Source organism: Duganella alba (assembly GCF_009674495.1).
GTDB classification, from domain to species: Bacteria; Pseudomonadota; Gammaproteobacteria; order Burkholderiales; family Burkholderiaceae_D; genus Rugamonas; species Rugamonas alba.
Genome location: NZ_WKJN01000016.1, coordinates 43,816 through 54,763, shown reverse-complemented (window position 1 = coordinate 54,763; position 10,948 = coordinate 43,816). Strand labels below are relative to the sequence as shown.

Below are 10,948 nucleotides of genomic sequence, written 5' to 3'. Positions count from 1 at the left end.
CCATTTCTACACGGCCTCTACCGTAGCGTTCGCTACGGTAGAGGCCGTGTAGAAATGGGGGACCTGACCCCGGATTTTAGTCAGCCTTGATGGCTTCGATCTGGATCGCCAGTTTGACTTCCGGCGAGAAGTTGGGCAGGCCGTAGTTGAGGCCGAAGTCGCTGCGCTTGAACTCGGCGCTGGCGTCGGCGCCGCAGGCTTCCTTCTTGTAGCGCGGATGCATGATGCACTTGAACTTGTTGACCTTCAGCGTCACCGGCTTGGTCACGCCGAGCAGCGTCAGCTCGCCGTCCACCGCCACCAGTTGGTCGCCTTCAAACTTGAACGATTTGCTGGTGTAGGTGATGGTCGGGAACTTGCCGACGTTGAACATGTCCTCGCCCTTGGCGTGCTTGTTCATCGCCTCCAGGCCGAAGTCGATCGAGGCCGGGTCGATCTTGATGTCGAGACCACCTGTCCTGGCCGCGCGATCCATGGTCACCGTGCCGCTGGTCTTGTCGAACTTGCCGCGCCATACCGACAGGCCCATGTGATCGGCCTCGAAGCTCGGGTACGTGTGCGTCGGGTCGATGTTGTAGGTGGTGGCGATGGCCGACGTGGCCGAGGCGGCCAGCAGCGTGGCGATCAGGATCTGTGCTTTCATCTTGTGGTGTCTCCGTTGGTGGTCTTGCGTTATTGGCCGGCGACGACGTGGAACTTGATGGCGACATCGTCGGCCACCATGCTGGTGTCTTTCCATTCGCCTTCGCCGATGTTGTAGGCCAGGCGCTTGATCGGCAGCACGCCGTCAAACACCTGGTTCTTGCCGTCGGCCTTGACGGTCAGCGGGAAGCTGACGTCGGTGGCCTTGCCCTTGATGGTCAGCTTGCCGGTGACGGTCAGCTTGCCGGCGCCGGCAGCCTTGATCGACGACGACACGAAGGTCGCTTTCGGGAACTGGGCGGCGTTGAACCATTCTTTCTTGGTCACTTCCTTGTTGTACTCGGCGTCACCCAGGTCCATGCTGCCGGTCTCGACTTCCACGGTGGCTTTGGCGGCGTCCGGCTTGGCCGCATCGTAGTCGATGGCGGCGGTGAATTTCTTGAACTTGGCGTCGACCGGCACGTTCATCTGCTTGAAGGTGGCGGTGACGGTGCTCTTGGCCGGATCGGTTTTCAGGGCGGCGGCGCTGGCGGCAAAGGCGATCCCCAGCATGGATACGAGGGCGATTTTTTTGATGGTTTTCATGGTAGGCTCCAGTGGGTGATTACAGCGGCAACATGCGTTTCAGGGTCACGTCGCGGTCGACAAAGTGGTGCTTCAGGGCGGCCAGGGCGTGGGCCACAACGGCGGCAGCCATGGTCATGGTCAAAACATAATGAACAGTTTTTAAAGTTGCCTTAAGTTCAGGATCGGCGGCGATCACGGCCGGCATCTGCCACAGGCCCAGGTACACCACCGGCACGCCGGCCGCATAGGTGTAGAAGTAGCCCGAGATCGGCACCGCGAAGATCAGGAAGTACAGCAGGAAGTGCATGCCTTCGGCGATCAGGTGCTGCCAGTCGGGAATCGAGCTCAGCTTGGCCGGCGGCTTGTGCGTGACGCGCCACAGCACGCGCAGCACGGCCAGTAACAGCACCGTGACGCCCATCCACTTGTGCCAGGAGAAGTACTTCAGCTTGGTGGGCGAAAAGCCGTGGATGGCGACCATGGACAGGCCGAGGAAGAAGGTGGCAATGATGAGCAAGGCGACCAGCCAGTGCAGCAACATTGCGGTTTTGGTATAGCGTGGCATAAAACGGCTCCGGAGAATTAGTACGTATTAGGACTAAATATACCAAAGAATTGCGGTATGCGCTTGACGGACCCTAAAAATAAAAAAGCCCCGCTGCACTGAGCGCGATCTTGAGCGCGTTCAGGCTGCGGGGCTAGTGTAGAGCAAATTGCTTTTTTACATCAGATGGCTTTTGCCAGAGCTGCGGCGATGCCGGTGTAGTTGGCCGGGGTCATGGCCAGCATCAGATCCTTGGCTTCCTGCGGCACGGCCAGGCCGTTGATGAACTCCTGCAGCGCGACTTTCGAGATGCCTTTGCCGCGGGTCAGCTCTTTCAGCTGTTCGTACGGGTTCTCGATACCGTAGCGGCGCATCACGGTCTGCACCGGCTCGGCCAGCACTTCCCAGTTGGCGTCGAGGTCGGCTTCCAGGCGGGCCGGATTGACTTCCAGCTTGTTCAGGCCGCGCAGGCAGCTGTCGTAGGCCAGCAGCGTGTAGCCGAGGCCGACGCCGATATTGCGCAGCACGGTCGAATCGGTCAGGTCGCGTTGCAGGCGCGAGACCGGCAGCTTTTCCGACAGGTGCTTGAGCACGGCGTTGGCCAGGCCCAGGTTGCCTTCGGAGTTTTCGAAGTCGATCGGGTTGACCTTGTGCGGCATGGTCGAGGAACCGATTTCGCCGGCTTTCAGCTTCTGCTTGAAGTAGCCCAGCGAGACGTAGCTCCAGATGTCGCGGTTCAGGTCCAGCAGGATGGTGTTGGCGCGCGCGAAGGCGTCGAACAGCTCGGCCATGTAGTCGTGCGGTTCGATCTGGATGGTGTAGGGATTGAACACCAGGCCCAGGCGCTGCTCGATCACCGCCTTGGAGAAGGCCGGCCAGTCGAACGACGGGTAGGCCGACAGGTGGGCGTTGTAGTTGCCGACCGCGCCGTTCATCTTGCCGAGGATTTCCACTTGCTCGATGCGCTTGATGGCGCGCTGCAAACGGGCCACGACGTTGGCCATTTCCTTGCCCAGGGTGGTTGGGCTGGCGGTCTGGCCGTGGGTGCGCGACAGCATCGGCAGCTCGGCGTTGGCGTGGGCGATGTCGGTCAGGCGGGCGATCACCTTGTTCAGCGACGGCAGCATGACGGTGTCGCGCGCGGCCTTGAGCATCATGCCGTGCGAGGTGTTGTTGATGTCTTCCGAGGTGCAGGCGAAGTGGATGAACTCCGACGCGGCCACCAGTTCCGGCACATCCTTGACCTGCTCCTTGAGCCAGTATTCCACGGCCTTGACGTCGTGGTTGGTGACGGCTTCGATTTCCTTGATGCGGGCGGCGTCGTTTTCGGTGAACTCGCTGGCGATCTTGTCCAGCAGGGCGGTGCCCGCGGCCGAGAACGGCTTGATTTCAGCGAAACCGGCCAGCGACAGCGCTTGCAGCCAGGAGATTTCTACTTTGACGCGGTGGTGCATGAAGCCGGATTCGGACAGGATGGGACGCAGCAGATCGGTTTTGCCGGCGTAGCGGCCGTCCAGCGGCGACAGCGCCGACAGCGTGGAGTAAGGAGTAGTGGTCATGATGGAGAGCGCGAAGTTGAAAAAGCAGAGACCGTGATTTTACCATCGGCGGCGGCCCAAGCCGCCGATGTTATACTGAAGCCTGTTCTTCCTCTATAAGTGTCTATGAAACTCATCGGTTCCCTCGCCAGCCCTTATGTCCGCAAGGTTCGTGTCGTTCTGGCGGAAAAAAAGCTTGATTACCAGTTCGAATTGGAAAATGTGTGGGCGGAAGACACCACCATCAGCCAATGGAATCCGCTCGGCAAAGTGCCGAGCCTGGTCATGGAGGACGGCTCGGTGATGATCGATTCGCGTGTGATGGTGGAGTATCTCGATACGCTGACGCCGGTCTGCAAGCTGCTGCCGCCAAACGGCCGCGACCGCGCCGACGTCAAATGCTGGGAAGCGCTGGCCGACGGCATGGTCGACGCCGCCGTCAGCGTGCGCCTGGAGCGCACCATGCGTCCGCCGGAGCAGCAAAGCGAGGAGTGGATGGCGCGCCAGATGCGCAAGGTACATCTGAGCATGAAGTCGCTGTCGGAGAAGCTGGGTGAGCAGGCGTACTGCGCCGGCATCCATTATTCGCTGGCCGATGTGGCCGTGGGCTGCGCGCTGGGCTGGCTGGCGTTCCGCTTCCCGGAAATCACCTGGCGCGACGACTACGCCAACCTGGCCAAGCTGTACGACAAGCTGTCCGAACGCCCGTCGTTCAAGGACACCGCGCCACAATAAAAAACGCCATGTGGCCGTGCGGCGCTCAAGATCGCCGCACGGCCACATGGCGTTCTATGTTTAGTCTTCGACGCTCATCTGGCTTTGCAGGTAGTTCTGGATGCCCACTTTGCCGATCAGGTCCAGCTGGGTTTCCAGCCAGTCGATGTGCTCTTCGGTGTCTTCCAGAATCATCAGCAACAGGTCGCGCGACACGTAGTCGGCGGCTTTCTCGGCGGCGGCGATGCCTTCCTTGACGGTGATCTGCGCGCCTTTTTCCAGCTTCAGGTCGCAGTTCAGCATCTCTTCGGTGTTCTCACCAACCATGACCTTGTGCATGGCTTGCAGGTTCGGCAGGCCGTCCAGCATCAGGATGCGGTCGATCAGTTTGTCGGCGTGCTTCATTTCGCCGATCGATTCTTCGTACTCTTTCTTGCCGATCTTTTCCAGGCCCCAGTGCTTGTACATCTTGGCGTGCAGGAAGTACTGGTTGATCGCGGTGAGTTCGTTGGTCAGCTGTGCGTTGAGCAAGCGGATAACTTCTTGGTCGCCCTTCATGGGGATGTCTTTCTGAGATGGTTGCGAATGGCGCCATTGTGCCACGAAACACCCCTACGCGTGTAGCGATTGTCTGATAATTTCGGTGAAATACCACCTAAGTTCGGTGATTGAGAGTGTTGGCGCAAATGAAAACCATTAGCATTCTTATAGGGCGCAGTGTGAGGCAACCCACTGTGCCGGCGCGGCCGCGCCGCTACCATGACAGCTCAACTAAAGGAGTGAGCCATGGATTCCATCAACGCCCAACAAGCAGAAACCAATCACCAGGATCTGATCGGTGAAGACGCAGTGCGCAAGATCCGCGAGTTTGTCGACAGCACGCCCGGCTGCTTCTTTTGCACCAACGACGCCGAAGGCGGTCCCGGCGACGCGCGGCCGATGACGGCGCTGCAGGTCGATGATCTCGGCAATCTGTGGTTCATCAGTGCCAGCGACAGCCTGAAGAACCAGGAGCTGGCGGCCGATCCGTCGGCCACGCTGTACTTCCAGGGTTCGGCCCATTCGGAGTTCATGCATCTGGAAGGCATCGCCACGGTGTCGCGCGATCCGGTCAAGATCAAGGAGCTGTGGAGTTTTACGATGAAGACGTGGTTCACCGGCGGCGAGGATGATCCGCGCGTGACGCTGATCAAGTTTGCGCCGACTTACGGCTACTATTGGGATACCAAGCACGGCAAGGCGGTGGCCAGCGTCAAGATGCTGATCGGCGCCGTGATCGGCAAAACCCTCGATGACTCCATCGAGGGCAGGCTGGACCTGTAAGACTTAGCCGAGCTGGAAGTTGATCGGCACCAGCACGTAGACGGGGACGGCCTTGCCGTCCTCGATGAACGGTTTGTACAGCGCGCGCAGCACCGCCTGGCGGCCGGCTTCGTCCAGATTGGCCGAGCCCGACGATTTCTGCACGACGACCTGTTCGGCCGTGCCCTTCTCACCAATCAGCACGCGCAGCATCACGGTGCCGGTTTCACCCATGCGGCGGGCGATGCTTGGGTACACCGGCTGCGGTGCGCGCACATATTCCACGCCCGAGACCGTCTTCGGCGTCGATGGTGCCGGCGGCGCTGGTGGCGCGGCTTGCGCGGTCGGCGCGGCATGCGATGGCGCCGCTTCGCTCGGACGCGGCTGTGGCGGCGGCAGGGTGATGGTCGGCTCAGTCTGCACGATATTCACGATCGGCAGCGGCGGCACAAAGCTTTGCTTCGGCATCACCAGCGGCACTTCCTTCGGCGCCGGCGCCGGCTTCAGCGGTTCAGGCGAGGCCACGAAGGTGACGTTCACCACTTGCGGCATGATGGCATGCGTGACGCTGCGCAGCATGCCCGAGTAAGCCAGATAAAACACGACAGCATGACCCACAACAATCGCCGCCAGCGGGGTGAACTTGCGGCTGCGGCGTTTGAATTCCTGGACGAGGCCGGCGTCATCCGCGGACAGCGACGCTGTCCGGCTGTAGGTCATTGTATTCATGATTAGTTGGTGAAGGCTGGGCGTTTCAGCACAGTCTCTTTGAGTTCGGCAGCGGCTTGCGCGGCCAGATGTTCATTGAGGAGTTCTTCAGCGCATGAGAAGCATTGGCCGCAGCAAGTGGCTACGCCGAGATCGCGGCGCAGTTCTTCCATCGACGTAATACCCAACTCCATGGCTTGACGGATTTCGCGATCTGAGATGTTGTTGCAGACACAAACAATCATTTGATGCACCTTCTGGCTAGGCTGAATAACGGCTAAGTTGCGATTAAGTTCTTTATGACATGATTGCTGGTAACTTAATGCGAATCATTATCATTAATCGTATACTGCCGTAAACCGCAGCAGGATGCAAGCTAAATAGAAGTCATTCGCATTACCGTTTATAATGCTAGTATCTCATTCCGGCGAGCACGCAACATTGCAGCTTCGCCGGGCAGGCCGCAGCCCCTTTGCCAGCGGCATCTCGACTGGACTTTGCTCATGACGCACGCTGTTCCCCTGATTACCCTCGATGCCCTGACGGTCGGTGCCAGCGCCACCGTGGTGCACGTTTCTCCCGGCGAGGCCGCCGACGGCGGCGTCAGCCTGGCGCGCCGCCTGATGGAGCTGGGCTTTGTGCCCGGCGAAAAAATCCGCATGCTCAAACGTGGCATGCCGGGCGGCGAGCCGCTGGCGATCAAGGTTGGCCACTCCACATTTGCGTTGCGCCGCTTTGAAGCCGCGCTGGTCTCGATTCAACCGGAATAAATCATGGGTGCAGTAGAAAAACAGGTGGCGCCAACGCCAGCCGCGGTAGCGCGGACGCCGATGATGGCCTTGCTCGGCAATCCGAATTGCGGCAAGACCGCCTTGTTCAACCGGCTGACCGGCGCGCGCCAGAAGGTGGCCAACTATGCCGGCGTGACCATCGAGCGCAAGGAAGGCGCGTTCACCACCAGCGGCGGCAACAGCTTCCGCGTGCTGGACCTGCCGGGCGCCTATAGTTTGTCGGCGCACACGCCGGATGAGGAAATCACGCGCGACGTGGTGGCCGGCCTGCGCAAGGGCGATGCCGCGCCGGACGTGGTGGTGTGCGTGGTCAACGCCACCAACCTGCGGCTGAACCTGCGCCTGGTGCTGGAGATCAAGCGCCTGGGCCTGCCGATGATCCTGGCGCTGAACATGGTCGACGTCGCCAAGAAGCGCGGCATCGCCATCGACGCGGACGTCCTGTCGCGCGAGTTGGGCATGCCGGTGGTGGAAACCGTGGCGGTGCAGGCCGGTGGCGAGAAATCGCTGCTGCGCGCGCTGGACATGATGTGGCCGCTGTCGGCGGGCAAGCCGAATCCGCTGTCGGCCATCGACGCGGTCGGCGTCGAGGAGACGCAGCGCGAAGTGCGCCGCATCCTCGACCTGGCGGTCAGCGCGCCGGCGCAGTCGCATGACGTGCTGAGCGAAAAGATCGACAACGTGGTGCTGCATCCGGTGATCGGCCCGGTCATCCTGGCGGTGCTGATGTTCCTGGTGTTCCAGGCGGTGTTCAGCTGGGCCACGCCGCCGATGGACATGATCAAGGATGGCGTCGATCACCTCGGCGGCATGGTCAAGGACGCGATGCCGGACGGTATCCTGCGCAGCCTGCTGGTCGAAGGCATCCTCGGCGGCGCCGGCAGCGTGCTGGTGTTCCTGCCGCAGATTCTGATCCTGTTCTTCTTTATCCTGTTCCTGGAAGATTGCGGCTACCTGCCGCGCGCGGCCTTCCTGCTGGACCGCCTGATGGGCGGCGTCGGCCTGTCGGGACGCGCCTTCATTCCGCTGCTGTCGAGCTTTGCCTGCGCGATTCCGGGCGTGATGGCGGCGCGCACCATCCAGAACCGCCGCGACCGCCTGGTGACCATCATGATCGCGCCGCTGATGACCTGCTCGGCGCGCCTGCCGGTGTATGCGCTGATCATCGCCGCCTTCATTCCCAACCGCGACGTCGGCGGCATCTTCAATCTGCAAGGACTGGTGCTGTTCGTGCTGTACTTCGCCGGCATCATTTCGGCGATGGCGGTGGCGTGGGTGATGAAGCGCTTCATGGGCGGCGAAGGCAAGCAGCCGCTGATGATGGAGTTGCCGGCCTACCACTGGCCGCACATGCGCAACCTGGCGCTGGGCCTGTGGGAACGCGCCAAGATTTTCCTGACCCGCGTCGGCACGGTAATCCTGACGCTGATGATCCTGCTGTGGGTGCTGAGTTCCTTCCCTGGTGCGCCGGAAGGCGCCACCCATCCGCCGATTTACTACAGCCTGGCCGGCATCATCGGCCGCGGCCTGGAATTCATCTTCGCGCCGATCGGCTTCAACTGGCAGATCTGCATCGCGCTGGTGCCGGGCATGGCGGCGCGTGAAGTGGCGGTCGGTGCGCTGGGCACCGTGTATGCGTTGTCGCAGAGCGGCGATGAAGTGGCGCAGACGCTGGCGCCGATCATCGCATCGAGCTGGACCTTGCCGACCGCGCTGTCGCTGCTGGCCTGGTATGTGTTCGCGCCGCAGTGCATCGCCACGCTGAGTACCGTGCGTCGTGAAACCGGCAGCGTGCGCTATGCGTGGCTGATGGCGGGTTATTTGTTTGCGCTGGCGTATGTGGCGTCGTTCCTGACGTACCGGATTGCGCTGGCTTTCGGAGGCTGATATGTGGCAGCAGATTATTGTCGCGGTGATCGTATTGGTGGCGCTGATGCACTTCAGCGCCAAGTACCTGCCGCTGGCCTGGCGCCAGCGCATCGTCTACACGCTGGGCAAGCGCGGCTTCAACGAAGCGCGGCTGGCCAAGCTGTTCAAGACCAACGGCGGTGGCGGCTGCGGCGATGGCGGCGGCTGCTCCAACTGCGGCCCGTCCTCGTGCGACACGCCGACCGACGCCACCACCCATAAGCGCGTCATCAAGCTGCACGTGCAGCGTTAAGCCATCTCCCATGCGGCGGCGCAAAGCCGCCCGCGCTCCACCGTTCTAGTCTTATCTGCAGCGCAAGCACGGCAGTTCATTGTCGGCCGCGTCTGATCCGGACGCGCAGCCATTAACGGCAGAAGAATTGGCACAGTTCCGTCCATGGCGGGCACGCCTGCTTGCGCCGCCCGGATCGCCGACGGTCACGTTGACGATGGAATTCGACGCGGCAACGATCGATGCGTTCAAACGACAGGGCGAAGACTGGGCGATTCGCAGGGGCTATGTGCCGTTCCCGCATTAACCACAGAACGGATCGAACGACTCCGCCTGCGCCATCGGCCAGTAGTGGCCGAACACTGGCGGCAGGCGCGACAGCTGGCTTGGGTCGAGCAGCTCGCCCGGCTCCAGGTAGGGGAGCAGCGCCGACGCCAGCTTGACCTGGTTGTGCGAGATGCGCCGCACCAGGTGGCGCGGACGCAGTTGCGACGGATGTGTCAGGCCGGCGGCGGCGATCAGCTGGGCCAGCGCTTCCATCGTGTTTTCGTGGAAGTTGGCCACGCGCTGGATCTTGTCCGGCACCACCAGCGCGCGCTGGCGCGACGGGTCCTGCGTGGCGACGCCGGTCGGGCAGCGGTCGGTATGGCAGCTTTGCGACTGGATGCAGCCCAGCGCGAACATGAAGCCGCGCGCCGAATTGCACCAGTCCGCTCCCAGCGCCAGCGTGCGCGCGATGTCGAAGGCGGTGATGATCTTGCCCGAGGCGCCAATCTTGATCCTGTCGCGCAGGTTGGCGCCCACCAGCGTGTTATGCACCAGCAGCAGCGCCTCCTGCAGCGGCGTGCCGATGTGGTCGGTGAACTCGACCGGCGCCGCGCCGGTGCCGCCTTCGCCGCCATCGACCACGATGAAGTCCGGCACGATGCCGGTGGCCAGCATGGCCTTGACGATGCCGAAGAATTCCCACGGGTGACCAATCGCCAGCTTGAAGCCGGTCGGCTTGCCGCCCGACAGCGTGCGCAGGCGGTCGATGAACTGCAGCATTTCAATCGGCGTCTTGAAGGCCGAGTGCGACGATGGCGAAATGCAGTCACGGCCCACCGGCACGCCGCGCGTCTGCGCGATTTCGATGGTGACCTTGGCGCCCGGCAGCACGCCGCCGTGGCCCGGCTTGGCGCCCTGCGACATCTTCAGTTCGATCATCTTGACCTGCGGCGCGGTGGCGTTGACGATGAAGTTCGCTTCCGAGAACGTGCCGTCGTCGTTGCGGCAGCCGAAGTAGCCGGAGCCGATTTCCCACACCAGGTCGCCGCCGTTCTGGCGGTGGTAGGGGCTGATGCTGCCTTCACCGGTGTCGTGCATGAAGCCGCCCTGTTTGGCGCCGCCGTTCAGCGCCAGGATGGCGTTGGCCGACAGCGCGCCGAAGCTCATCGCCGAGATGTTGAACACGCTGGCCGAATACGGCTGCGCGCGCGGGCAGTCCGGGTGATTGCCGATCTCGATGCGGAAGTCGTGCGGCTGTTCCGGCGCCGGTGCGATCGAGTGGTTGATCCATTCGTAGCCGGGCGCATAGACGTCGAGCTGGGTGCCGAACGGGCGCTTGTCGGTGTCCTTCTTGGCGCGCTGGTAGACGATGCTGCGCTGGTTGCGCGAGAACGGCTCGGCCACCATGTCGTCTTCCAGGAAGTACTGGCGGATCTCGGGACGGATCGATTCGAAGAAGAAGCGGAAGTGCGCCAGGATCGGGTAATTGCGGCGCAGCGCGCGCTTGGTTTGCAGCAGGTCGCTGATGCCGACGATGGTCAGCGCGGCGGCGATCGCCGAGATTTCCCACGGTGCCCGCAAGGCCAGCGAAGCCAGTAGCGTAACGATGGAGGCATGGAAGGCGAGATAGCGTGGGGACAGCAAATTCATGAAGACTCCGGCGGCGGCTGAGGAACTGTCGAGTGTACTGCTGTTTCTCGAAGGAATCCATATCCGATCTGGGCAGACGCGCGCG

At 62.1% G+C, this 10,948-nt stretch carries 14 protein-coding genes; 6 read left to right on the top strand and 8 right to left on the bottom strand.

Features of this window, described 5'->3' with window-relative positions; genetic code table 11:
* Nucleotides 1-76: 76 nt before the first annotated feature.
* The 4 genes from GJ695_RS16885 to purB all read right to left on the bottom strand — a co-directional run bounded on the left by GJ695_RS16885 (nt 77) and on the right by purB (nt 3,312).
* Nucleotides 77-643: a YceI family protein gene (locus GJ695_RS16885; RefSeq protein WP_154366703.1), complete on the bottom strand. Its 567-nt coding sequence runs from the start codon at nt 641-643 to the stop codon at nt 77-79.
* A 29-nt stretch (nt 644-672) separates the two neighbouring features.
* Nucleotides 673-1,227 carry a YceI family protein gene (locus GJ695_RS16880; RefSeq protein WP_154366701.1) on the bottom strand — a complete coding sequence of 185 codons (555 nt, stop codon included), beginning with the start codon at nt 1,225-1,227 and terminating at the stop codon, nt 673-675.
* A gap of 19 nt (nt 1,228-1,246) precedes the next feature.
* Nucleotides 1,247-1,774, bottom strand: coding sequence for a cytochrome b (locus tag GJ695_RS16875; RefSeq protein ID WP_154360198.1), 528 nt, complete (start codon nt 1,772-1,774; stop codon nt 1,247-1,249).
* Between the two features lie 161 nt (nt 1,775-1,935).
* Nucleotides 1,936-3,312, bottom strand: a complete 1,377-nt coding sequence (gene purB, locus GJ695_RS16870; RefSeq protein WP_154366699.1) for an adenylosuccinate lyase — start codon at nt 3,310-3,312, stop codon at nt 1,936-1,938.
* A 105-nt stretch (nt 3,313-3,417) separates the two neighbouring features.
* Here purB and GJ695_RS16865 point away from each other — a divergent pair, with 105 nt between their 5' ends.
* The gene (locus GJ695_RS16865; protein WP_154366697.1) at nt 3,418-4,026 is read left to right on the top strand and encodes a glutathione S-transferase N-terminal domain-containing protein; all 609 of its coding nucleotides are present in this window, start codon (nt 3,418-3,420) and stop codon (nt 4,024-4,026) included.
* Nucleotides 4,027-4,086: 60 nt separating this feature from the next.
* Here GJ695_RS16865 and bfr read toward each other — a convergent pair whose 3' ends face one another.
* Complete coding sequence (gene bfr, locus GJ695_RS16860) at nt 4,087-4,563, bottom strand: bacterioferritin (RefSeq protein WP_154360195.1); 477 nt, start codon at nt 4,561-4,563, stop codon at nt 4,087-4,089.
* A gap of 228 nt (nt 4,564-4,791) precedes the next feature.
* Between bfr and GJ695_RS16855 the strand changes: the two genes are divergently transcribed.
* On the top strand, nt 4,792-5,328 hold the full coding sequence (locus GJ695_RS16855; protein WP_154366695.1) for a pyridoxamine 5'-phosphate oxidase family protein: 537 nt from the start codon (nt 4,792-4,794) through the stop codon (nt 5,326-5,328).
* A gap of 3 nt (nt 5,329-5,331) precedes the next feature.
* Here the strand turns inward: GJ695_RS16855 and GJ695_RS16850 are convergent, their stop codons facing one another.
* Together GJ695_RS16850 and GJ695_RS16845 are read right to left on the bottom strand one after the other, a co-directional pair.
* Nucleotides 5,332-6,036, bottom strand: coding sequence for an energy transducer TonB (locus GJ695_RS16850; protein ID WP_154366693.1), 705 nt, complete (start codon nt 6,034-6,036; stop codon nt 5,332-5,334).
* A 2-nt stretch (nt 6,037-6,038) separates the two neighbouring features.
* Nucleotides 6,039-6,260, bottom strand: a complete 222-nt coding sequence (locus tag GJ695_RS16845; RefSeq protein WP_154360192.1) for a (2Fe-2S)-binding protein — start codon at nt 6,258-6,260, stop codon at nt 6,039-6,041.
* A 258-nt stretch (nt 6,261-6,518) separates the two neighbouring features.
* Here GJ695_RS16845 and GJ695_RS16840 point away from each other — a divergent pair, with 258 nt between their 5' ends.
* From GJ695_RS16840 to GJ695_RS16825, 4 genes are all read left to right on the top strand, one after another.
* Nucleotides 6,519-6,785, top strand: a complete 267-nt coding sequence (locus GJ695_RS16840; protein WP_154366692.1) for a FeoA family protein — start codon at nt 6,519-6,521, stop codon at nt 6,783-6,785.
* 3 nt (nt 6,786-6,788) lie between these two features.
* Nucleotides 6,789-8,693, top strand: a complete 1,905-nt coding sequence (feoB, locus tag GJ695_RS16835) for a ferrous iron transporter B (RefSeq protein ID WP_154366690.1) — start codon at nt 6,789-6,791, stop codon at nt 8,691-8,693.
* Between the two features lies 1 nt (nt 8,694).
* Nucleotides 8,695-8,967 carry a DUF6587 family protein gene (locus GJ695_RS16830; RefSeq protein WP_154366687.1) on the top strand — a complete coding sequence of 91 codons (273 nt, stop codon included), beginning with the start codon at nt 8,695-8,697 and terminating at the stop codon, nt 8,965-8,967.
* Between the two features lie 127 nt (nt 8,968-9,094).
* Nucleotides 9,095-9,253: a hypothetical protein gene (locus GJ695_RS16825; protein ID WP_229260572.1), complete on the top strand. Its 159-nt coding sequence runs from the start codon at nt 9,095-9,097 to the stop codon at nt 9,251-9,253.
* Here the strand turns inward: GJ695_RS16825 and GJ695_RS16820 are convergent.
* On the bottom strand, nt 9,250-10,857 hold the full coding sequence (locus tag GJ695_RS16820; RefSeq protein WP_154366808.1) for an FMN-binding glutamate synthase family protein: 1,608 nt from the start codon (nt 10,855-10,857) through the stop codon (nt 9,250-9,252). The genes GJ695_RS16825 and GJ695_RS16820 overlap by 4 nt on opposite strands.
* Nucleotides 10,858-10,948: the final 91 nt, after the last annotated feature.

Bases quoted from the DNA above. Each gene is read 5' to 3' on its own strand.
- GJ695_RS16885 (WP_154366703.1), bottom strand. From the start codon at position 643: ATGAAAGCACAGATCCTGATCGCCACGCTGCTGGCCGCCTCGGCCACG.
- GJ695_RS16880 (WP_154366701.1), bottom strand. From the start codon at position 1,227: ATGAAAACCATCAAAAAAATCGCCCTCGTATCCATGCTGGGGATCGCC.
- GJ695_RS16875 (WP_154360198.1), bottom strand. From the start codon at position 1,774: ATGCCACGCTATACCAAAACCGCAATGTTGCTGCACTGGCTGGTCGCC.
- purB (WP_154366699.1), bottom strand. From the start codon at position 3,312: ATGACCACTACTCCTTACTCCACGCTGTCGGCGCTGTCGCCGCTGGAC.
- GJ695_RS16865 (WP_154366697.1), top strand. From the start codon at position 3,418: ATGAAACTCATCGGTTCCCTCGCCAGCCCTTATGTCCGCAAGGTTCGT.
- bfr (WP_154360195.1), bottom strand. From the start codon at position 4,563: ATGAAGGGCGACCAAGAAGTTATCCGCTTGCTCAACGCACAGCTGACC.
- GJ695_RS16855 (WP_154366695.1), top strand. From the start codon at position 4,792: ATGGATTCCATCAACGCCCAACAAGCAGAAACCAATCACCAGGATCTG.
- GJ695_RS16850 (WP_154366693.1), bottom strand. From the start codon at position 6,036: ATGAATACAATGACCTACAGCCGGACAGCGTCGCTGTCCGCGGATGAC.
- GJ695_RS16845 (WP_154360192.1), bottom strand. From the start codon at position 6,260: ATGATTGTTTGTGTCTGCAACAACATCTCAGATCGCGAAATCCGTCAA.
- GJ695_RS16840 (WP_154366692.1), top strand. From the start codon at position 6,519: ATGACGCACGCTGTTCCCCTGATTACCCTCGATGCCCTGACGGTCGGT.
- feoB (WP_154366690.1), top strand. From the start codon at position 6,789: ATGGGTGCAGTAGAAAAACAGGTGGCGCCAACGCCAGCCGCGGTAGCG.
- GJ695_RS16830 (WP_154366687.1), top strand. From the start codon at position 8,695: ATGTGGCAGCAGATTATTGTCGCGGTGATCGTATTGGTGGCGCTGATG.